The sequence below is a fragment of the Brevibacterium zhoupengii genome, assembly GCF_021117425.1.
GTDB classification, from domain to species: Bacteria; Actinomycetota; Actinomycetes; order Actinomycetales; family Brevibacteriaceae; genus Brevibacterium; species Brevibacterium zhoupengii.
The window spans coordinates 3,278,459-3,301,151 of sequence record NZ_CP088298.1 but is presented as its reverse complement, the minus strand read 5'-3'; the positions used below and the strand labels follow the sequence as shown (position 1 = coordinate 3,301,151).

The 22,693-nt window shown below is 63.5% G+C and carries 17 protein-coding genes and 1 riboswitch; of the genes, 12 read left to right on the top strand and 5 right to left on the bottom strand.

The window, feature by feature from the left end; genetic code table 11:
• The first annotated feature begins 331 nt into the window (after window positions 1-331).
• The 11 genes from LQ788_RS15005 (at window position 332) to LQ788_RS14955 (ending at window position 14,381) form a co-directional block, all read left to right on the top strand.
• Window positions 332-2,041, top strand: coding sequence for a pyridoxal phosphate-dependent decarboxylase family protein (locus LQ788_RS15005; protein WP_231442300.1), 1,710 nt, complete (start codon window positions 332-334; stop codon window positions 2,039-2,041).
• Window positions 2,038-3,615 carry a lysine N(6)-hydroxylase/L-ornithine N(5)-oxygenase family protein gene (locus LQ788_RS15000; RefSeq protein ID WP_231442298.1) on the top strand — a complete coding sequence of 526 codons (1,578 nt, stop codon included), beginning with the start codon at window positions 2,038-2,040 and terminating at the stop codon, window positions 3,613-3,615. The genes LQ788_RS15005 and LQ788_RS15000 overlap by 4 nt, the downstream gene beginning before the upstream one ends.
• Window positions 3,612-6,149, top strand: a complete 2,538-nt coding sequence (locus tag LQ788_RS14995) for a GNAT family N-acetyltransferase (protein ID WP_231442296.1) — start codon at window positions 3,612-3,614, stop codon at window positions 6,147-6,149. Before LQ788_RS15000 ends, LQ788_RS14995 begins: the two co-directional genes overlap by 4 nt.
• 266 nt (window positions 6,150-6,415) lie before the next feature.
• Window positions 6,416-7,438, top strand: a complete 1,023-nt coding sequence (locus LQ788_RS14990; RefSeq protein WP_231442294.1) for a LacI family DNA-binding transcriptional regulator — start codon at window positions 6,416-6,418, stop codon at window positions 7,436-7,438.
• A gap of 119 nt (window positions 7,439-7,557) precedes the next feature.
• Window positions 7,558-8,652 carry a substrate-binding domain-containing protein gene (locus LQ788_RS14985; protein WP_231442292.1) on the top strand — a complete coding sequence of 365 codons (1,095 nt, stop codon included), beginning with the start codon at window positions 7,558-7,560 and terminating at the stop codon, window positions 8,650-8,652.
• Between the two features lie 20 nt (window positions 8,653-8,672).
• On the top strand, window positions 8,673-9,497 hold the full coding sequence (locus LQ788_RS14980; RefSeq protein ID WP_231442290.1) for an ATP-binding cassette domain-containing protein: 825 nt from the start codon (window positions 8,673-8,675) through the stop codon (window positions 9,495-9,497).
• Window positions 9,494-10,705 carry a sugar ABC transporter permease gene (locus LQ788_RS14975; RefSeq protein WP_231442288.1) on the top strand — a complete coding sequence of 404 codons (1,212 nt, stop codon included), beginning with the start codon at window positions 9,494-9,496 and terminating at the stop codon, window positions 10,703-10,705. The genes LQ788_RS14980 and LQ788_RS14975 overlap by 4 nt, the downstream gene beginning before the upstream one ends.
• Window positions 10,706-10,994: 289 nt before the next feature.
• Window positions 10,995-11,098: riboswitch (TPP riboswitch) on the top strand.
• Window positions 11,086-11,952, top strand: coding sequence for a hydroxyethylthiazole kinase (gene thiM / locus LQ788_RS14970; protein WP_231442287.1), 867 nt, complete (start codon window positions 11,086-11,088; stop codon window positions 11,950-11,952). (Overlaps the previous riboswitch by 13 nt.)
• Complete coding sequence (gene thiE, locus LQ788_RS14965; protein WP_231442278.1) at window positions 11,949-12,692, top strand: thiamine phosphate synthase; 744 nt, start codon at window positions 11,949-11,951, stop codon at window positions 12,690-12,692. Before thiM ends, thiE begins: the two co-directional genes overlap by 4 nt.
• A complete protein-coding gene (gene thiD / locus LQ788_RS14960; RefSeq protein WP_231442276.1) occupies window positions 12,689-13,555 on the top strand; it encodes a bifunctional hydroxymethylpyrimidine kinase/phosphomethylpyrimidine kinase in 867 nt (288 codons plus the stop codon). Before thiE ends, thiD begins: the two co-directional genes overlap by 4 nt.
• 94 nt (window positions 13,556-13,649) lie before the next feature.
• On the top strand, window positions 13,650-14,381 hold the full coding sequence (locus LQ788_RS14955; RefSeq protein ID WP_231442275.1) for a TenA family protein: 732 nt from the start codon (window positions 13,650-13,652) through the stop codon (window positions 14,379-14,381).
• A 3-nt stretch (window positions 14,382-14,384) separates the two neighbouring features.
• Here the strand turns inward: LQ788_RS14955 and LQ788_RS14950 are convergent, their stop codons facing one another.
• Entirely contained in the window at window positions 14,385-14,573 is a 189-nt protein-coding gene (locus LQ788_RS14950; RefSeq protein ID WP_231442273.1) for a hypothetical protein, read from the bottom strand.
• Between the two features lie 754 nt (window positions 14,574-15,327).
• On the opposite strand from LQ788_RS14950, the gene LQ788_RS14945 reads away from it, so the two are divergent.
• On the top strand, window positions 15,328-17,271 hold the full coding sequence (locus tag LQ788_RS14945) for an HNH endonuclease signature motif containing protein (protein WP_231442272.1): 1,944 nt from the start codon (window positions 15,328-15,330) through the stop codon (window positions 17,269-17,271).
• A 49-nt stretch (window positions 17,272-17,320) separates the two neighbouring features.
• Here the strand turns inward: LQ788_RS14945 and LQ788_RS14940 are convergent, their stop codons facing one another.
• From LQ788_RS14940 to nadA, 4 genes are read right to left on the bottom strand one after another with little or no spacing between them, the layout of a single operon-like run.
• Complete coding sequence (locus tag LQ788_RS14940; RefSeq protein WP_231442270.1) at window positions 17,321-18,535, bottom strand: cysteine desulfurase family protein; 1,215 nt, start codon at window positions 18,533-18,535, stop codon at window positions 17,321-17,323.
• A gap of 1 nt (window position 18,536) precedes the next feature.
• On the bottom strand, window positions 18,537-19,460 hold the full coding sequence (gene nadC / locus LQ788_RS14935; RefSeq protein WP_231442268.1) for a carboxylating nicotinate-nucleotide diphosphorylase: 924 nt from the start codon (window positions 19,458-19,460) through the stop codon (window positions 18,537-18,539).
• Window positions 19,454-21,127: an L-aspartate oxidase gene (nadB, locus tag LQ788_RS14930; protein WP_231442266.1), complete on the bottom strand. Its 1,674-nt coding sequence runs from the start codon at window positions 21,125-21,127 to the stop codon at window positions 19,454-19,456. The genes nadC and nadB overlap by 7 nt, the downstream gene beginning before the upstream one ends.
• Before the next feature lie 7 nt (window positions 21,128-21,134).
• Window positions 21,135-22,418, bottom strand: coding sequence for a quinolinate synthase NadA (nadA, locus tag LQ788_RS14925; protein ID WP_231447454.1), 1,284 nt, complete (start codon window positions 22,416-22,418; stop codon window positions 21,135-21,137).
• Between the last annotated feature and the right edge of the window lie 275 nt (window positions 22,419-22,693).

Here is a 22,693-nt window from a genome sequence, read left to right as displayed (position 1 = left end):
TCTCGGACGGTTCCGTGCGACCGTCAACGGCCGTGGTTCCTGCCTCCTGTGCAGGGACTACGGCCGTTTTCGCTGTCTCAGGATGTCAGACGAAACGCCCGTATGTGACGAAGACCACGTGCGAATTTCCGAGGCGGTATACGCCTGTCGTCGATCGTGGGCTTGGCCGCGCGAGAGCTGACGAAGGCGACTCCGGGTCCCGTCTGAGGTTACTCATGTAGTCGGCGATCGACGGCACCACTCGCCTTGCTTCTTCTTTTACTTAGGGTAGGTTTCCCTAATGTAGTCCGGCCTTACCGGACCGTGAACCGAAGGAGGCAACCGTACCGCTATGACTTCACTGCTCTCTGACACCCCAACTCCGCTGACCGACGCAGGATCAGCGCGCACCGGCGATGCTGGATCACTGACCGACGCAGGATCGCTGACTGATGCAGCTCCACTGTCGAACACGTCGCTGACCGACGCAGCCTCGGCGCGCACCGGCGACGCACTGCTGGGTGCCCACAGCGCCGACGCCTACGCCGAGCTCATGCACGAGGTCGTCGACGCACTCGCTCAGCGCTTCACCGATGTCGACGCACCCGCCTCGGCGAACGACCGCACCAGCCTCGAGGCACAGGTCGCAGGCTTCGACCTCGACGGGCAGGGCATCGGCAACCTCGCCGCCCTGCGTGAGGCCGATGACCTCTACGCCCGCAATGCCGTCTGGTTCCACCACCCCAGCTACGTCGCCCATCTCAACTGCCCGGTCGCCGTTCCCGCCGTCGCCGCCGAAGCGATGCTCGCGGCGATCAACACCTCCGTCGACACCTACGACCAATCCGAAGTCGCCACGCTCATGGAGCGCCGACTCGTGCAGTGGGCCAGCCGGCACGTCGGGTTCGACACCGGAGACGGAATCTTCACCTCGGGTGGCACCCAGTCCAACCTCCAGGCACTGTTCCTGGCCAGGGAGAACGTCCTGCGCGACCAGCAGGCACTTCGAGCACAGGGGGTCGAGGGCGCCCAGGTTGGTCGGGGTGAGGCATCACGCCGCGACATCATGTCCCGGCTGCGAATCCTCACGACGAGTCAGACTCACTTCTCGATCGCCCGCGCAGCGCACCTCCTCGGGCTCGACGCCGAGGCGGTCGTGAGCGTGGACACCGACGCCGCCGGACGCATGGACGCCGAAGCTCTGGCCGAGCTGATGCGCGACATCGACGACACCGGCGGAATCGTCATGGCCGTCGTCGCCACGGCCGGCACCACCGACCTCGGCGTCATCGACCCGCTGGCCTCCATCGCCGAAATCTGTGAAAACGCGAACGTGTGGATGCACGTCGACGCCGCATACGGCGGGGGACTGCTGTGGGCACCACGCCGCAAACACCTTCTTGAGGGCATCGGCCGGGCCACTTCGGTGACGATCGACTTCCACAAGACCTTCTTCCAGCCCGTGTCCTCGAGCGCACTGCTCGTGCGCGACATCAGACTGTTCGACCCGACGCTGCACCACAACGACTATCTCAACCCGGAAGCAGAGGCCCAGAGCGCCGAGGCAGAACCGAACCAGGTCGACAAATCGCTGCAGACTACCCGCCGCTTCGACGCCCTGAAACTGTGGACGACATTGCGTGCCCGCGGCGCCGGTGAGATCGGCGAGCTGCTCGATGTCGTGTGCGACCTGGCCTCCGAGGTCCGCGAACTCCTCGAAGACCAGCCCGACTTCGAGGTGCTGGGAGCCTCGGACCTGAGCACGGTCCTCTTCCGGTTCTCGCCGGTTGCTGCCGATACGAGGACGGCCGATGAACTGGTGCCGATGATCCGTCGCGTCCTCTTCCGCTCCGGACGCGCAGCCATCGCCCGCACCACCATCGACGGCACACCCTGGCTCAAACTCACCCTGCTCAACCCCGACACCACGGTCGCCGACATCACCGCCGTACTCGACCTCGTCCGCGCCACCGGCCACGGCATCCTCGCCGGCCGGCACCTGGAGAGCACGACCCCTGACCAGGAACGGGCATTCACCTCGATCGAAGGAGGCGCGGCATGAGCACACCCGAGACACACATCCACGACATCGTCGGCATCGGCATCGGACCCTTCGGGCTGGGGCTGGCGGCCCTGTCCGACCCGCTGCCCGACGTCGACGCGGTCTTCCTCGACCAGCGCGAAGAGTTCCGCTGGCACCCGGGCATGATGATCGAAGGCGCAACGGTCCAGGTCCCATTCCTCGCCGACCTGGTGACCATGGCCGACCCCACCTCCCGCTTCTCCTTCCTCCAGTTCCTCAAAGACCGCGGCCGGCTCTATCCCTTCTACATCCGCGAATCCTTCTACCCCCTGCGCGCCGAATTCGACGAGTACTGCCGCTGGGTCGCCGCCCAGCTGGACACACTGCGCTGGAACCGCACGGTCACCTCGGTGACCAGGGACAATGACATCTACACCGTGACCGCCGAGGTGGCCGATCAAACCGGTCAGACGCTGAGTACCGAGTCCTACCGAGCCCGCCACCTCGTTCTGGGTGTCGGCACCTCACCGGTGCTGCCTCCCGCCCTGCAGGGTTTGGGGGCCGAGGGTGTCGGTGTTGAGGGTGGCCGGGCTGCGCGGGGCGTCGGTGCCGAGGATGCCGGTCCGGTCATCCACACTTCGCAGTATCTCGACCACCGAGAGGCTCTATTGGAGAGCGGATCGATCACGATCGTCGGCAGCGGACAGTCCGCGGCTGAGATCTACCGTGATCTCATCGACGAAGCCGAAGCTCGCAAGGTGCGACTCGACTGGGTGACGCGCTCGCCGCGCTTCTTCCCGATGGAGTACACGAAGCTGACTTTGGAGATGACATCCCCGGAATACACGGATTATTTCCGTGCTCTGCCCGATGACCTGCGCGAACAGCTGGGCCGTGAGCAGCGAACCCTGTACAAGGGCATCAGTGCCGAGCTCGTCGATGACATCCACGACACCCTCTATCGGCTCAGCCGCGGCGGTCGGAAGCTGCGCACCCACCTGCTGGCCGAATCCGAACTGATCTCCGCCGAACGGGATGTCAGCAGCGGCGACTATGCCCTGCGCTTCCGCAACACGGCACTGGATAACTGCTTCGACCGGCGCAGCGGATCGGTCGTCTCTGCCACCGGGTACAAGTCCCAGGTACCAGACTTCCTCGCTCCGTTGGGAGACGAAGTCCGGCTGGATGCCAAGGGCCGCCTCGACGTCAGCCGCCACTACACGGTCAACGACACAGGCACCATCCACGTCCTCAACGGCGAAGAGCACACCCACGGCGTCACCGCACCCGATCTCGGCTTCGGCCCCTGGCGCGCATCCGTCGTGCTCTCACACGTGACCGGACGCGAACCGTACCCGATCGAGAAGACCATTGCGTTCCAGACCTTCGGGATTCCGGAAGGCGCGGCGGATGATGGCGGGGTACTCGACGAAGGGGCCCTCGACCGGGTGACCGCGGATACGGCAACCCCGGACTCGGCTGATCCGGACGCCGCACCTTTGAACAGTCAGGACGACTTCGATTCGCACTTCGCCGACTCCGATTCCTACTCCATTTCCTATTCTGATTCCGATTCCCAGCCTGCAGACGACAGGGAGATGACACACGTATGACCACCGAACTCATGACAGACGCAGCCATAACCGCAGAATCAGCCACCACCGCAGCACCAGCAGCAGCAAATCGCACCGTCGACATCCGAGCGCTGGACCCCGACCGCGATGCCAAGAACATCCACGTGTGGCTGACCCACCCGCGCGCCCAATACTGGCAGATGACCGCACTCGACGAGTCCGGAGTCCGCGACTACCTCGGCGGCGTGCAGAACTCCGCCGATGACAACGGATGGGTGGGCTCGGTCGACGGCATCGACTGCTTCTACGTCGAAACGTACCTGCCCTCCACACTGATCCCGCACGACGTTGTCCCCACCGGGCCCGAGGACATCGGAATGCACCTGCTCGTCGCCCCACCCGACGGCGACGGGGTGCGCGGACTCACGAACCGGATCATGGCCGAGGTCATCGACTTCTGCATCCGCCCGATCGAACAGGGTGGCCGAGGCGGACGCCGAGTCATCGTCGAACCCGATGTGCGCAACACCGCCATCCTCGAGAAGAACCGGGCAGCTGGATTCCGCCCGGTGAGTGAGGCGACCATCATGATGGGGGAGGAGCGCAAGCGGGCCCTGATCAGCATCTGCACCCACGAGGACTTCGAATCCAGCGAGCTGGTTGCGCTTCTGGGCCGTGAGGACGTCGAAGCCGGCGTTCCCGCTCCAGGGGGAGTGCCGATTGCTGCTGACGACCGACCATCGTCGGACCTCGCGGTTCCAGAAACATACTCCCATCTAAATCCCGACACCTTCGGGGTCGCCCAACGCCACCTCGTGGCCAAGGCGCTGTCCGAGTTCGCCCACGAACGCCTCATCGCCCCGGTTCGCGCCACAGGCCCGGACGCCGGGGCCGATGACTGGGAGTTGAAGGTCGCTGACGACAGTTCTCCAGACACAGACACTGCCGCCGACGCTGTCACGTACACGTTCACCGCCCGAGTCCTGCCGCTCGAGCACTGGGTCATCGACGAGGCCAGCATCACCCGCCGCCGAGGTGACACGCAGTTGGGACTCGACGCGCAGGAACTTGTCGTCGAACTCCAGGAGGCCCTCGGCATCCCGGAGAACCTGATGTCGACTTACCTCGAGGAACTCGCGTCGACCCTGGCCAGCAGTGCCTTCAAACTCGCCGAGGCGATCAAGGGCCACCGTCCGGACTCCACAGACCTCCTGACTTCCGACTTCCAAACCACCGAGGCGGCCATGACCGAAGGCCATCCCGGGTTCATCGCGAACAACGGACGCATCGGATTCTCCCTTTCCGATTATCGGAAATGGGCCCCGGAGAACGGCCAGTCCACCCGAATCGAATGGGTGGCAGCGAGCCGTGAACACAGCCACCTCTCGGTCGGTGTCGGACTCGATGAAGCCGCACATTGCGAGTGGGCGCTGAGTGCCGAGGAGCGTGAACTCTTCGACTCACGAATCCGATCAGCCGGCCGCAACCCGGACGATTTCCATCTCCTCCCGGTCCACCCGTGGCAGGCCGACCACCGGCTCGCGATCACATTCGCCGCCGACATCGCCCGCGGCGACTTGCTGCCCCTGGGCGCTGGCCTCGAGGAGCATCAGCCGCAGCAGTCACTGCGCACCTTCTTCAACCACTCACGGGTCGACGCTCCGTATGTGAAGGTCGCGCTCGCCGTGCAGAACATGGGCTTCCTGCGCGGACTGTCCCCGAAGTACATGCGCGATACGCCGGCCATCAACGACTGGATCGCAGAGCTCGTCGGCACCGATCCCGCCTTCGGGGATGCCGGATTCCGAGTCCTGCGGGAACGCACCGCGTTGGGCTACACGGGCGATGTCTACCACCGCACGCAGGAGACGAACCCGCACCGGAAGATGCTCGCCGCTCTCTGGCGCGAGAACCCGCTGAGCGTCATCGAACCTGGTCAGAAGGTCGTCACGATGGCGGCGCTGCTGCACCGCGATCACAGGGGAGTCGCCTTTGTCAGCGAACTCATCCGCGCCTCAGGCCTTAGTCCGGAGGACTGGGTGCGCTCCTATCTGCGGGCCTATCTGCACCCGCTCGTGCACGCCCTGCTGGCCCATGATCTCGTGTTCATGCCGCACGGTGAGAACCTCATTCTCATTCTTGAGGACCATGTCGTGACCGGTGCCTTCATGAAGGACATCGGCGAAGAGGTCGCTGTCCTCGGCCACCGTGAACTGCCTGACGATGTCGAGCGGATCCGGGCGCTGGTCCCGGGGGAGGAGAAGGCACTGTCCGTGTTCACGGACATGTTCGACGGGGTGCTGCGCCACCTCGGCGGGATCCTGGATTCCGATGGTGTGCTGGGTGCACAGAAATTCTGGGCGCTGGTCGCCGAGGTGCTCGATCGTTACGAGACCGAGCATCCCGAGCTCGCCCGTGGGCTCGCCGGAGATGTGGACCTGCGGGCAGAACGCTTCGCCCATTCCTGCCTCAACCGGCTGCAGCTGCGCAATACCGTGCAGATGGTCGACATCGGCAACCAGGCCGAATCGCTGCTCTACGCCGGAACGATGAGGAACCCCGTGGCGCGTTGATCTGATCGACCGACCGCGCTGACCCCACAACCCGATCGCGCAGCTCATCGCCCGATCGCACCGTGCACCGCCCGATTGCGTAGTGCACCGCACCTATCGAGGTGGCCGCTGGAACCCAGCGGCCACCTCGGCGTGGGTGTGGGGTGTAGGCGGAATCGGCGGATGGTCTGCGATCATGTGAGCACCAGCGGCTATCATCATTCCTATCGGTCGCCTGCGCGCTGGCCGCAAGCGGTCCGTAGGATTCCCGACTCAAAGGTGTGGTCATGGCGAAGCAGAACGATCGGCCTACCCTGGCCACGGTCGCTTCGCGCGCGGGAGTCAGCATCAAGACCGCATCCCGGGTGCTCAACGGCGAAAAACATGTGGCCGCGAGGACCGCCGAGAAGGTCGAAGACGCCGCCGCCGAGCTCGGATTTCGCCTCAATTCCACGGCCAGGCGCCTGCGCGCCGGGGGCAGATCACCCTACATCGGCGTGGTCATGAGCGACGGGGACGACCCGTTCCAGGCTCGCCTCTTCACATTGTTGGAAGCCGAGCTGAGCAGGATCGGACTGCGCCCGGTCGTGACGGTCACCGCCGACGATCCCGACCGTGAACGCGGCTTCCTCGACGAATGCCTGGCCAATGACATGACCGGAATCTGCGTCATCCGATCCCATCCGGACGCCGCTCGGTTCTACGCTGATGCGGCAAGCGCTGACGTGCAGATCGTGTCCTTCGATCCGTCGACAGCGGGTCCCGGGGTCGACCTCATCGCCGGTGATGAGGAGCTTGCCGGGCGACTGGCCGCGACTCAACTCCTCAAGCACGGACACATCAGCCTCGGCGTCATCGGCGATCATTCGACCAGCCCCATCACCACCGCCAGACTCGCCGGAATCCAATCGGCCTTCGCCGGCCGCTCGGACATCGGATGGCGGGCCTACATGCGCGAAGACGCCCACGATCTGGCCAGCGCGAAGAACGTCGTCGCGGCCTGGCTGGGGTCGCGCAGCGCACCGAGCGGGCTCATCACCTTGTCCGCGACCCTGACGCAGGGGGCCATCGACGCCTGCCGCCGGCTCGACGAGTGGCCGGCGCTGGTGGGCATCGACGATTTCCCCGCCGCGGAGCTCTTGGACGTGACCGTCATCGACCGTGATGTGCGATCCATGGCCGCCGAGGCGGTCCGGCGTCTGCAGGATCCGCCCGGTTCCGGGGCGGGCGGGAATCCCCGCCGCGGTTCTACTCAGTTTCCTGTCCATGTGATCGCCCGTGGCAGTGGTGAGGAGTCGCCGGACAAGTGACGCTGTCTGGAGCGAGACTCAGATCACGATTTTTCGCCGAAACAGTTGACACCGGGCCCCGATCGGCGCATTATTTTGAACAGCCTGACAACGTTGTCAGAAAAATCGAAAGGTTCACAATGAGGCACAACCTGCAGTCCCGGAAGAAGCTCGCCGTCCTCGGCGCCTCGGTTGCTATCGGCGCTCTTGCGCTCAGCGGCTGTGGGAGTCAGAAAGGCCAAGGCAATGAGGAATCCGGCGGCGGTTCGGGCGGAGACGGTGAAGTCACCATCGCCCTGCTCCTCCCGGAGTCAAAGACCACCCGCTACGAATCTCTGGACAAGCCGAACTTCGAGAAGTACGTCGCCGAAGCCAACCCTGATGCGAAGGTCTCCTACCGCAACGCCAACCAGGACGCGACGCAGCAGCAACAGCAGTTCGAGGCTGCAGTGACCGAAGGCGTTGACGCCATCGTGCTCGACCCGGTCGATGCCTCGGCGGTGTCTTCGGCCCTGTCGAAGGCTCAAGCCAAGAAGATCCCGGTCATCGCCTACGACCGCTTCTTCGAAGGCGCGGACTACTACACCTCGTTCGACAACAAGAAGATCGGCAACCTGCAGGGCCAGGCCGTCCTCGACGGACTCAAAGCCGAGGACAAAGACCCGAAGTCGGGACCGGTGTGGATGGTCAACGGCGATCCGAAGGACCCGAACGCCGCTGACTTCAAGGCCGGCGCCGAGGAGACCCTGAAGAAGGCCGGTGTCGACATCACCGAAAGCCATGACACCCTCGACTGGAACCCGGACGACGCCCGTCAGTGGGTCGAAGGTCAGCTGCAGAGCGCGGACAAAGAGCCGATCGCCATCTACTCAGCCAATGACGGCACCGCCGGTGGTGTCCTCGCGGCCACCAAGAAGGCCAAGGTGAAGCCGGTCGTCACCGGACAGGACGCCGAGGTCGACGGACTGCAGAACATTCTCAGGGGTGACCAGTACGCCACGATCTACAAGTCGATCCCACCGCAGGCGGAGTTCGCTGCGAAGGCAGCTGTGTCCCTGGCCGGAGGTGAGGAGCCGAAGGCTGGAACAACCTACAAGGACACTCCAACAGACTTCGTCGAGGCAAAGGTCGTCACCAAGGACACCGTGAAGGACATCGTCGGTGACCAGATCAAGGCGGAAGACATCTGCACCAAAGACGTGAAGAAGCTCTGCGAAGACGCCGGCGTCAAGTAGAAATCGGCGAGTAGGAACATATGAATTCTCAACCCACTGATCCGGCATCCGCGAACTCGCGGGCGCCGGAGACCGGAGCCGAACCAGTACTCGAACTGCGCGGAATCAACAAACGATTCGGTGCGGTCCAGGCACTGACCGATATCAACCTGACCATCGGCCGCGGCGAAGTCGTCGGACTCGTCGGCGACAACGGCGCGGGCAAATCCACCTTGGTCAAGGTCATCGCCGGAGTCCACGGAGCCGACGAAGGTGAGATCATCCTGGGCGGGCGGTCCCAGAAATTCGCAGCGCCGAAGGACGCACAGAAGGCGGGAGTCGCCACAGTCTTCCAGGACCTCTCACTGTGTGAGAACCTCGACGTCGTGGCCAACCTGTTCCTCGGCCACGAGAAGACCCGCGGCGGTGTTCTCGACGAAGTCACCATGGAGGCGAAGTCGTGGGAGCTGCTGCGAAGCCTCTCAGCCAAGATTCCCAGCGTAAGGGTCCCTATCGCGGCTCTGTCCGGCGGTCAACGTCAGACGGTCGCGATTGCCAGGTCCCTCCTCGGCGAACCATCGATCGTGATGTTGGACGAGCCGACGGCGGCACTCGGCGTGGCACAGACCGCGGAGGTCCTCAACCTCATCGAGCGTCTGCGCGAACGAGACCTCGGAGTGCTCCTGGTCAGCCACAACATGGCCGATGTCCAGGCCGTGTGTGACCGTGTCCACGTTCTGCGCTTGGGTAAGGATGCCGGTGACTTCCCCGGTGACGAGCGTACGGATGTGCTGGTCGCCGCGATCACGGGAGCCAACGACAATGTCGTGACTCAGCGAGCGACCCGGAGGGGTGAGCGCCGATGACCCGCAACTCGTTCATCACCGACGAACGCATTTCGAGCGAGGGGTTCTTCGCGACATTTGTGCGTCGAGTCAAGGAGGGCCAGCTCGGCTCCTTCCCCGTGATTCTGGCGCTCATCGTCATCGTCATCGTCTTCCAATCGGCGAACAGCAAGTTCATCTCACCGGCCAACCTGGTCAACCTGTCCACGCAGGTCGCGTTCCTGGCGATCCTGGCGTTGGGCATCAACCTCATCCTGCTCCTCGGCGAGATCGACCTGTCGCTGGCGCAGCTGGGTGGACTCTCCGCCTCGCTGCTGGGCGTGCTGGTCGTCAGGCAAGGGGTTCCGCCCTTGATCGCACTGGTCATCATGCTGGTGTTGGGCCTCGTCGTCGGAGCGATCCAGGGCTGGTTCTTCGCGGTGGTCGGAATCCCGGCCTTCGTGGTCACTCTGGCAGGACTACTTGCGTTCACCGGGCTGACCTTGACAACTCTGGGTGTGCAGAAGAACCTGTCGATGGCCGACACCTTCGCCTTCGACTTTGCGAGCTTCTACTTCCCGGCGATCTGGGCCTACGTATTCGGGGCAGTCGCCGTCATCGGCTTCGGCGCCGGGATCATCTACTCGAAGCTGCGCCGTCACAACGAGGGACTCGACAGCCCGAGCTGGACCTCGGTGATCGTGCGCATCGTCATCCTCACCGTCGTCGTCTTCGGCTTCCTCATTCTGGTCAACCAGGACTTCGGTCTGGCGATGCCGTTCTTCCTCATGATCGTCATCGCAATCGTCATCGATCTGGTGCTGCGCAAGACCAAGTACGGTCGCTCGATCTACGCGGTCGGCGGCAAGGTCGAAGCCGCCAGGCGTGCCGGCATCCGCGTGACATGGGTGCGCGTCAGCGTGTTCATGGCCGCCGGTGTGCTGGCCGCATTGTTCGGCTTCATCAAGACCGGTGTGACGACCAACGCGGGATCGACGCTGGTGAGCACGCAGGACCTGCTCAATGCGATCGCCGCAGCGGTCATCGGCGGCACTTCGCTCTTCGGCGGTCGCGGCACGGCCTGGGCTGCGGTGCTCGGTGCGCTGGTCGTCGGGGCGATCAACAACGGTCTCTACCTCATCGGCTTCAACTCTGATGCGCAGCAGATCATCACCGCGCTCGTCCTGCTCACAGCTGTCGTCATCGACGCCCTGAGCCGTCGCGGACAGCGCTACGTCGGGCGGGGCTAGCTGCGTTCGCGGCGAGTTGCGCTCGCGGTTAGCTGCGTTCGCGGTCAGCGAGGGTCGCCCTCTTGCTCAGCAAGCTCTCGAGGTATGACCCAGCAAACTCATCGAGCGGACCACTTAGCGTCGAAAGTACCGGTTACAGCTGGTGCTCTGGATGATAAGTGGTCCGCTCGATGTGTTGGCATGCGGGCGCCGAGGCGGGCCCGGGGTCTGGTTCGCCTGTCTCGGGTTCCCGCCTGGCCTTCTTCGGGCCGCCGCTTCGCCCAGCCTCAGCCGTGCTGATACAGTCGTGGGCAATGACATGGGGTGCCTGACGTTGATCGCGTGAGGCTGAGAGAACACCCATCGAACCTGATCTGGGCCATACTAGCGAAGGGATCGTCATGGTTGACTTCGACCTGCGTTCTGCCAATGCACGACTGCGTGCGAGCAATCCACTTATCCAATGCATCACGAACACAGTGGTGCAGCAGTTCAGCGCCAACGTGCTCCTGGCCATCGGCGCCGCACCGGCGATGCTCGACCACGATGCCGATGCCGCACAGTTCACGCGCATCGCCAGCGGACTGCTGGTCAACTTCGGCACCGCCACGAATCAGCAGTTCCTTGCCGCCGACGCCGCCATCGACGCAGCCAACGAAGACTCCAAGCCCTGGGTCCTCGACCCGGTGAGCATCGGAGCCGTCGACTTCCGCACCACACGAATCCGTCGCGCGGCGAACTCTTCACCCACTGCCATCCGTGGCAACGCCTCCGAGATCGCGGCACTGGCCGGAGTGGGCCTGGGTGGTCGGGGAGTGGACTCCACCGACGAGGTTGATGCCGTGATTCCTGGAGCCGTCGAGTTGGCAAGATCTACCGGCTCGATCGTCGCGATCTCGGGCCCCAAAGACGCGATCGTCGCTCACATCGACGGGGTCGACCATGTCGCCCGCCTTGATGGGGGACACTCCTATATGCCGCTTGTCATCGGCACCGGCTGCTCTCTCGGTGCAGTCACCGCCGCATACCTCGTGGGCGCAACGACCGCCTCGGCGAGGTTCGAGGCTGTGGTCGCCGCCCACGCTCACTTCAAGGTCGCCGGTGACGCCGCTGCAACCGGCGCGAACGGACCCGGCAGCTATTCGGTGAACTTCCTCGACGCGCTGCACACGCTGACCGCCGAACAGTTGGCGGGCGCACAAGTTGAGGCAGGCACGATCGAGGCCGGCGCGGTTGAAGCCAGCGTCGGTGAAGGATCACAGTCATGAGCGAAGCCAACTCTCGTCTGGCCGGGATCGACGCCCGCCTCTACCTCGTCACGGACTCGGCGCAGTGCCGGGAAGCTGGACGCAGCGTCGCCGAAACTGTCCGCGAGGCAGTGGCCGGGGGAGTGGGGATCGTCCAGGTCCGCGACAAGGACATCGACGACGATGCGTTCTACACGTTGACTCGCGAGGTCATCGCAGCCGTCGACAGTGCAGTGGCCGACAGCGCGACGGTAGAGACAAAGCGCCGCGTGCCCATCGTCCTCAACGACCGAGTCGCGGTCGCCCAGCGTCTCCTCGCCGAGGGAGAAGAAGTCCACATCCACGTCGGACAGTCAGACACACCTGTCGAGCAGGTACGCGATCTCCTCGGCCCCGAACCCCTCATTGGTCTGTCTGCGGCCAACTATGCCGAATTCGCTGCAGCCCGGGCATCGGGAGTCGTCGACCTCGTCGGCATCGGGCCCGTCTACGACACCACGACGAAGACCGACGCACCCGACGGAATCGGGCCCGACCGCCTCGGCGAGCTTGTGGGTGAAGCGGGACTTCCCGCGGTCGCCATCGGAGGGATCAGCACCGCTCGTGCCGCCGAACTGCGCGGACGGGGCCTAATCGGCATCTGTGTGGTCTCGGCCATCTGCCGCGCCGAAGACCCGCGTGCCGCAGCCGAAGAGCTGCTCACGGAATTCGGTGACGGGCGTGCGACATTCGGTGACGGAGATGCGGAGGCAGTTCAGTGACCACTCGGCCGCCCATCGCACTGTCCATCGCCGGCACCGACCCCAGCGGGGGAGCCGGCATCCACGCCGACCTCAAGACCTTCACCGCCCGCGGAGTGCTGGGCACCACGGCCATCACCGCACTGGTCGCACAGAACACCCACGGCGTTTCGCGGGTCTACGGAATCGACGATGACTTCGTCTCCGACCAACTCGACAGCGTGTTGAACGACATGCCCGTCGATGCCACGAAATCGGGGATGCTCGGCTCACGCTCCCTCGTGGAACTCGTCGTCGCACGAGCAGCCCAGGGCCAGCTGGGCTTCTACACGGTCGACCCGGTCATGGTCGCGACCTCCGGACACCGCCTCCTCGAGGTTGATGCCGTTGCTGCTGTCCGCGATCACCTGCTCCCGGTCTCCGACCTCATCACCCCGAACCTGCCCGAGGCGGCTCTGCTGATCGGCGACGATGAGCCCGTGGCACAGAACCCGCAGGAGATGTTGGCCCAGGCCAGGCAACTCGTCGACCGCGGACCTCGGGCGGTTCTGCTCAAGGGTGGGCACGCGATCGAGGGCGACGTCGCCGACGTTCTCGTCACCGCCGAGGGCACGGTCACCGAGTTCACCCACCCACGAGTGGAGACACCGAATACGCACGGAACCGGGTGCACATTGTCGGCCGCCATCACCGCCGAGGTGGCTGTGCTCAAGCGTGAACGTGGCGTTGACGATGTGAACTCGGATCTACTCCACGAAGCCGTCGACAATGCCCTGAACTACCTGGCCAGGGCACTGAAGTCCGCCGCGAACTGGCAGGTCAGCCTCGATCCGAAGGGCGCTCACGGTCCCGTCGACCACCAGGTCGACATCGTCCGCCGTTAGAACAACCAGTCACACACCCGGATGGGCTTTCCATCCGAATACCGCTCAATGATGCTGCGGGACCGCCGAGGTCCCCTGACAATGGGAGATATCAATGACGACAGACTTTTCCGCAGGACCCCAGACCACTCAGCTGTGGGACCGTGTGCGCCCGATCGTCGAACAGATCGAGCGCTTGCCGTTCCTCGGCCAGCTCGCCGAGGGCAGCCTCGATGTGAAGGCTTTCACGAACTACATCATTCAGGACGGCATCTACCTCACCGGTTACGCGAAGGCGATGTCCTTCCTCGCAGCTGGGGCCAGCGACCGGGATGAAGCACGGTTCTGGGCCAGTTCGGCAGCCGAGGCCATCAGCGTGGAGGAGGAGATGCACGGTGAGCTGCTCGCCGATTCTCGCCTGGCCGAGGCCCACGATGAACTCGTCAGCAGCGGGGCCGGTTTCAAGGCCTCACCCACCACATTGGGCTACGTGTCCTACCTCGTCGCCACCGCTGCCAGCCGCTCCTACGGCGAAGGCGTGGCCGGAGTGCTGCCGTGCTTCTGGGTTTACGCGCACATGGGCAAGGTCCTCGTCGAACGGGCTGGTCAGATGAGTGCTGACCACCCCTACCGCACCTGGGTCCAGACCTACGACTCACCTGAATTCGATGAGTCGACCCGGCAGGCCGTACAGCTGCTTGAGCAGGAACTCACCAATTCCCCCGCCGAGGTGGCCGCGAGGATGCGTGCCACGTTCGAGCAGGCCTGTGTGTACGAGCTCCACTTCTGGGCCTCTGCCCATGCGCTCCAGAATTGGGATGCAGGAGTGTTCGTTCCGCAGTGCTGAGCACTATGCGTCGGTCTCGTCCGGCTTGAGACGGCGGAAGAGATTCCACATCGCGATTGCGACGATGGCAAGGAAGATACCGGTCGGGAGGAAGACAAGGGAATCCGGCCACGATCTGCCCAGTCCGACGCTGAGCGTCTGCACCAGCGACAAGGCAAACAGCAGAGCGCAGGCACCAGCGGTGATTCGCATGAACTCCATCAGACAGTCGAAGAGATAGACGCGTTCGCCGTGCTGCAGCCAGTACTCCTATGCCCACTCTCAATGGAACGAGCCACGCGAATAACTCACCCTTTGACGCCCAGTCGTCGGGTTGACCGTTTGCCCCGAAATGGCTTGGCACCTGGTCGGGTGCCTGCGTCCGCGGGTGTCGGCACCCGGCTAACTTGTCAGGTCAGATCAGGCCGGATGGCTTCCTGATGGGCCACTTCTTCCCGGGGGCGTGGGTCCCAATGAGCCCATTGCATGCCAACCGCGGCGCAGGGTGGTCCACAGGAGCACATGGTCGACTTCCATCAGGGGGACTCGGTCGTGTCGCGGACAGGCAAAGCGTCCGACGAAGAACACGACGGTAGCGAAACACGTACCCATGATGAATAGAATCAGCAGATCCATGACGGCCCCCTCACATCCGTAGCTATTTCATGTCTCCATTTTCCTCCCGGTCGGAAAAGAAAGATAGGGCCACCTGGCAACAAGTGGCCTGCATGTCGTTTGTGGTTCATTGGTTGTGTTTGTCCGCGAGAGGCCGGAGTCACTCCTATCTCTGCCCGACTGGGCGCGAGGCGACCTAGGAGCACAGACAGTGCTGCGATCGATGTAAGGGATGCTGACCTGGGGTGATGCGAACATCCCCAGATTTAAGGGCCATCAATAGGTACAAGAATAAAATCATGATCGAACAGGATTCGAAAAAAGGGTGCAAATCAGCGAAATGAATGTATAATTGAAAGAAGAGCAACAACGATGTTGGCGAATGGACCTCAGCACCATGACTCTCACCCCCGACCGCACCCCAGGAAACCCGGAAAAGCGTGAACCACGCCCCGACTCCAGTGATGCCGCCACGGGCCCAGAAGACGCTGACGAGTCTTGTGCTGATGATGCAGCTTCGGATGACTCATCTGATGATGGTGTAGTTTCTTCTGACGGTGAGCTGACATTGTTCGACCAGCTCAAAGACTCCAACCTCGACCTCACCGGCCACCCCCTCGCGAAAACCTTCGAAGCACTGGCACCCGTACCCACCGGTCAACCAGATGTGTCGAACGAGGCCGTAGAACCAGCAGCCGAGGGTGGGGAATCTGCTGATGATGACGCGACCGACGACACTCGCGAAGCAGTGCTCGAAGACGCTCACGAAGCAGTGCCCGGCGATGACTCCGCCGTGGCCAGTACAGCACCGGCCGTCGATGGTTCGAATGGCTTGAACGATTCGCACCCCGCCACCGAAACTGATTCCAACACTTCGAGTCCCCACCCTTTGCTCTCGAATCAGGAATGGACTGATCTCTCCCGTTTTGCTCCTGAAATCACGACCAGCCTCACCGCACTCAGCGGACTCAAGGACGGTCTGCGAACCTTTGACCGGCTGATGGGTCCCGATGATGCGATCAGGCTCATCGACGGACTCGAAGCCCTCCACCGCGTCAATGAAGCCCTATCCACCCTGGCGTTAGCAGTGTGTGAACGAGTGGGCACGCCGACGGATTATGGTGCGAAAACAACGAAGGCACTCATCCAAGACAGGCTGAACATCACCAGCCGCGAAGCCAACCGCCGCACCGACATGGCCAAAAGCCTGGGTGGCAGGGTGACTCTGACCGGGCAGCCACAAGCACCACTGTTTCCCACGGTCGCTGATGCCTTCAACGAAGGCCGACTCTCTGCCGATCAGGCCAGAGTCATCAAGGACTGTTTGAAGAAACTGCCCACCTGGGTCAGCCAAGCCAATCGTGACTATGCCGAGACAACACTCGTGGAGAAAGCACCCAGTGTGCGCGTTCATGACCTACGGGCGATCTTCGCTCGCATCCTGGCTCATATTGATCCCGATGGTCAAGAACCCATTGATGCCACGGACCGGTCCATGTACACGGTCACAATGCATGCCCGAGACAACGGTGACTGGGAACTCGCCGGTCTCCTCGACCCCGTTACGGGCGGTGTCCTCAACGGGCTGTTGACAGCCCGAACCAAAATCGCCAACACCAACAGCACCAGCACCAGCGACAGCAGTGCAGCGGATGTGAACGAGTCCGGTGTTCTCGAAGACGGCACCCTTGTTGATATGACCGGGCAGAGGCTGTCGGCGCAGGAGTGGATTTATGAACGCTTCGCGACTCTCATTGGCAGAATCGATATGACTCGCACCGGCCAGGGTGCGCAATACGCGTTAGTCGTCACCGCGAAGGCCGAAGATCTGGCGAACGGAACCGGTACCGGGACCACGGGTACTGAGAATCCGGTCCCGATCAGCGAACTGGCTCGCAACGGTTTGAACGGGGCAGTGTTCTTCGAGCTCATTTCGGAGAAGGCGAAGACGATGCAGGTCGTGACGGAGAATCGGTTCGCGAATGCGAAACAGATCGCGGTCCTGACGGCTCGTGATCAGGGGTGTACGTTCCCGGGATGTGATGCACCGCCGGGGTGGTGCGATGCTCACCATATTGTTGAGTGGGCACAAGAAGGTCGAACGGATGTCAATAATATGACGTTGAGTTGTTCTGCCCATCACCATCTTCTGGACCGGTCGGACTGGGAGACAGTGATGCTCAAAGACGGGCGTCCTGCGTGGGTGCCTCCGGCATCGATTGATCCGGCGAGGCGACCGATATTGCATGCGAGGTTCGTGGCTCAAGAAGTCATCGACACACTCTTCGACGAATGACCGGCCAGTCCGCTTTGACCGCTCAGACCGCTCAGACCGCTTTGACTGCTCAGGTGTAGCTGAGAGCCAAATTCTGCACCGCCGCAGATACGGAATTAGCTGCCCGACGCCCCTCCTCGGCGGTGACGTCTGCTGGGAAAGTAAAGCGCACACTCGTCTTCGCGACATCATCAGCAATACCTAGCGCGGTGAGCACATGCGACGGCTCATCTGAGCCCACCGCGCAGGCGGAACCACTCGAGGCAGTGACGCCCAGGCGTTCAAGTTCGAGCAGTACGGCCTCACCACTGGTGCCTGAGAAACAGAACGAAGCATGATTCGGAGTGCGCGAGCACTCACTGCCTGTGAGGAACGCTCCGGCAACCGTAACCAGCACCTCGGCGATGAAATCATCCCGTACAGCCTGGACACGGTCAGCGGTCTCAACTCGCTCCACCTCGGCGAGTTCCAACGCGGTGGCAAAGGCGACGGCGAGGGCAACGTTCTCCGTCCCCGACCGACGCCCAGACTCTTGACCGCCACCGTGGATAAGCGGTTCAAGAGGAATCCGTGCGCGAACTGCAGCGACTCCGATTCCTTTCGGCGCACCGACCTTGTGCCCGGCCAAGCTCATGGCATCGACGCCGAGTCCGCTCAGCGGGAGCCAACCCGCAGCCTGCACAGCATCGGTGTGGAAGAGCGCACCGGCATCGTGAGCAACTTTGGCTAGGGCCGCGATATCGGCGACCGTGCCGATCTCATTGTTCGCATACCCCAGGGTGACCAGGAGCGTGTCCTCACGCAGTGCCGAACGGAGTGTCTCAACCGCGATCGTGCCATCGGGTCCGACGGGCACCACTGTGATCTCGAAGCCGTGCCGACGAGCCAGGAAATCCGTCGCGGCAAGCACCGCCTCATGTTCCAGAGCAGAGGTCACGATATGTCGCCGAGGTGGCCGACCGTCCGGTCCTGCACCGGGGTCAGCATCGCCATCGGCTAGAGCCCCGAGTGCGATACCGATGATCGCAAGATTGTCAGATTCGGTGCCGCCGCTGGTGAAGATGATGTCGGTGCTGCGCATGCCGAGCACCTTCGCCACTCGTCGACGCGCGTCCTTGAGCGCGTCTGCCGAGGTGCGTCCGACCTCATGATGGCTCGACGGGTTGCCGAACGCACCGGTCAGATATGGCCAAGCTGCCTCGAGTGCCTCTCTGCGCACGGGTGCCGCCGAGGCGGTGTCGAGGTAGAGCGGTGCCTTCGCCTCTGGCTCCTGTTCGAGTTCCATCTCAGCTCAGCCCCACATTGCTGTCGGACTCCACTCCGCCGACCTCGGCTGTCAGGTCCAGGTCGAGTCCCAGGTCGATTGCGCGGACGCTGTGAGTCAGTGCCCCGGAGGAAATGACGTCGACTCCGGTGGCAGCGATGTCTGCGACGGTGTCTAGGGAGACATTTCCGCTGGCTTCGACGATCGCTCGTCCGGCGATGAGCTCCACGCCGGCACGCAGATCTGCCAGGGAGAAGTTGTCGAGCATGATGATGTCGGCGCCACCGTCGAGCACCGCCTGGATCTGCTCGAGGCGATCGACCTCAACCTCAATCGTCGTCGTATGCGACAGTCGGTCCCGAGCCGAGCGGATCGCGGCCGCTACATCTGCTCCCTCACCTGCGAGGACGGCCAGGTGATTGTCCTTGACCATGACCGCGTCGGAGAGTCCGAACCGGTGGTTGTGTCCGCCCCCACAGCGCACCGCATGCTTCTCGAACGCCCGCAGCCCAGGAGTTGTCTTCCGGGTGTCGACGATGCGCACACCACGACCGTCTGTGTTCGCGTCTGCGGAATTCGACGACGCTGCATCGACGAAGGCTCTGGTCTGAGTCGCGATTCCGCTCATCCGTTGGCAGAAGTTCAGTGCGATCCGCTCGGCTCGCAGGACTGCTCGGGCAGAGCCGGACACTGTCGCCATTGTGTCACCAGCTGCGAAGGCATCGCCATCGGCGCTGGTCAGATCCACATCGACGCTCGGGTCGACAAGGGTGAAGGCGCGAGCGAACACATCGATTCCAGCAAGGACTCCGCCCTCGCGTGCGCTCAGCTTCGCCGTCGCCGAGGCGGTGGCCGGGATGAACGTCTCACCGGTGATGTCGCCCCACGGTGCGTCCTCGTCGAGGGCGAGACGGAGAGCGGAGTCGATGGTCGTGGCGCTCAGCATGAGGCAGCCTCCTGAAGCAGGGAAGAGGTGGACATGAGGTCGACGGATTCGGGTCGTCGCGTCGACAGGATGCTGGGCGCGGGAAAGTCGGTGCGGGTGTGGGCACCTCGACTCTCCTGCCTTGATAGGGCCTGAGCCGCGATGAATCGAGCAATGAGCGCAAGGTTCGCGGTCTCGAATCCTTCGCGGAGTTCGGTAGGTCCGGCAACAGCGACGAACGGCCCGCCCTCGCCGAGGCGGTCGAGCACGGTGCGCAGTGCGTGTCCCTCTCGTTCCACGCCGAGGTAGGTCCACGCGAGTTCTTGGAGTTCCTCACGGGAGATCCGGTTGGAGGGCGAACCGAGTTTCGTCGACAACGCCGTCGCCGAATGCGATGCACGGATCGATCCCGTTACCGGCCCCGTTCGCGTTTCGAACTCCGTTGCAATCGCCTCGGTCGCGCGGGCTCCGAAGACGGATCCTTCGAGCAGAGAGTTTGATGCCAGACGGTTGGCTCCGTGCACACCGGTGCAGGCGACCTCACCGACGGCGAAGAGTCCTGCGATGTTGGTGCGTCCGTCCAGGTCAGTGGTGATTCCGCCCATGAAGTAGTGGGCAGCCGGCGTGACCGGGATGAGATCAGCGGACAGATCGAAGCCGTGCGCAGCCAGGCCGCGAGCGATGCTGGGAAAGTGAGTGACAACCTCGGGAACAGATCGGGCGTCGAGGTAGCACGGGCGGCCATCCTGGGCTGCCATTCTCCGGTGGATCGCTAGGGCCACGACATCACGGGGCGCCAGCTCACCTCGGCGATCAATATCGGGCATGAAACGGTGACCGTTCGCGTCGAGGAGGAGAGCTCCGGCGCCACGGACGGCCTCGGAGATGAGGAAGCCGGATCCGGCCAACGCGGTGGGATGGAATTGGTAGAACTCCATGTCGGATACGGCGGCGCCTGCCCGGATCGCGGCGGCCAGTCCATCGCCGGTTGCGCCTTCTGGATTCGTCGTGTGGGCGTAGAGCTGACCCGCCCCACCTGTCGCCAGGACCACTGCATCGGCCGCGAGGAACTCGTGGACTCCGTTGCGCAGCAGCGACACTCCGGTGCACCTGGTGGTGCGTCTGACTTGAGACCCCGCCGGCCCTGCAGAACCCGTAGGAACCACAGAACCTGCGGGACCTGTAGCCTCCGAAGGCCCCGTATGCACGGTGACCAGGTCGAGAAGCATTGTGTGCTCGAGCAATCGGACTCTGCCGGCGGCCGCTGCGGCACGAAGTGCATTCGTCAGCGCCTCGATGATCGCCTTGCCGGTGGCGTCACCTCCGGCATGGAGGATGCGCGGAGTCGAATGCGCGCCCTCCAGTCCACGCGACCAGTCACCTGCCTCGTCGCGGTCGAAGGCGACACCCGCGGCCGCAAGCTCGAGAATTCTCTCCGGTCCCTCGGAGCAGAGGACCTTGACCGCGCCGAGGTCACTGAGTCCGGCACCGGCATCCATGGTGTCGGCGACGTGGGCTTCGACGGTGTCATCGGCCGCGAGGACTCCGGCGATCCCACCCTGCGCCAGGGCAGTATTCGAATCGCCCAGACCCTCCTTCGTCACCACGGTGACGTCATGCCTACCAGCCAGGCGCAGGGCGGTGGTCAGTCCCGCGATGCCGGAGCCGATGATGAGTACGTGACTCATGAGTCGCTCAGATCCGGGGTTTCGCAGCGAGCATCCGCTCAAGGGATACACGGGCTGGATCGGCCACCTCGGCGTCGACCGAGATCTGATTGATCACGATGCCGTCGAGCAGCGATTCGAGGACCCAGGCGATGTAGCCGGGGTGGATCCGGTACATCGTCGAGCACGGGCACACGACGGGATCGAGGCAGAAGATGGTGTGTTCGGGATGCTCGGCCGCCAGCCGCTGGACCAAGTTGATCTCAGTGCCGATCGCAAACGTGGTCGGTTCGGTCGCCTCGGCGATGGCCTTCGTGATGTAGGCTGTCGACCCGGACTCATCGGCTGCGGCCACGGTCTCCTGTGGGCATTCGGGGTGAACGATGACGCGCACATCGGGGTGATCGACGCGTGCCTTGTCGATCTGCGCGGGGGTGAAGCGTTTGTGCACCGAGCAGAACCCCTGCCACAGAATGACCTTCGAATCCTCGATGGTTCCGGGGGAGTTGTTGCCCAGCGGCCGAGCCGGGTTCCACAGCGGCATGGCGTCGATGTCGATGCCCATGTTCAGAGCGGTGTTGCGGCCCAGGTGCTGGTCGGGGAAGAAGAGCACGCGCTGACCGCGTTCGAACGCCCACTCAAGGACCACCTCGGCGTTGGACGAGGTGCACACGATGCCGCCGTTGCGGCCGCAGAATCCCTTGATCGCGGCCGAGGAATTCATGTAGGTCACCGGGATGACGGGCACCTTGCCGTCAGCATCAGGCTCATCACCCAACAGATCGGTCAACTGCTCCCAGCAGTCCTCGACCTGGTCGATGTCGGCCATATCAGCCATCGAACATCCGGCCGCGAGGTTGGGCAGGATGACCGACTGTTCGGGTGTGGAGAGCAGGTCAGCGGTCTCAGCCATGAAGTGGACGCCGCAGAAGACGATCGCCTCGGCCTCGGGATGATTCTGGGCAGCCTTGGCGAGCATGAACGAGTCGCCGATGTAATCCGCGTGCTCGACGACTTCGACGCGCTGATAGTGGTGGCCGAGGATGACGACCCGGTCGCGGAGTTTCTCCTTGGCCCGGATGATCCGGTCATTGAGCTCCTCCGCCGAGGCGTCCCGGTACTCAGCGGGGATCTCACCCTGGCGTGGGGCTGCGACAGGAATCGGATCGTCCATCGAAGCGCCGGGCCCATAGCCGGGGTTGACGTCGACGTCCCACGGGGCATCGATGAGGTCGGTCGAACACATTTCGTCGTTCTTACCCTTCGCGGAAATGTCTTTGAGGGTGAGCTCGATCGAGGCTGTTGTGGTCATCATCGTCCTTCGCAGAGTGGAGCGCCCGTGGAACAGGTCAGCGCGCTCCCGGAGCAGTGCACTACGCTCCCGGAAAAGTTTTGCGCAGATTTGAGCTTAATCATCATTGCTCGTAATGTAAAACACCACCGTGCGGCGGACCGGGGTCGATGATCTAGTCTGGAAACTGGCTCGCAATCCGAGTCGACCCGAACGCGAACCCGCGCGATTCGGCTGGCACCACCGCCTGCCGCCGACTCGTGCTGATGCAGCGCTGACGATGCGCTGCCACCCAG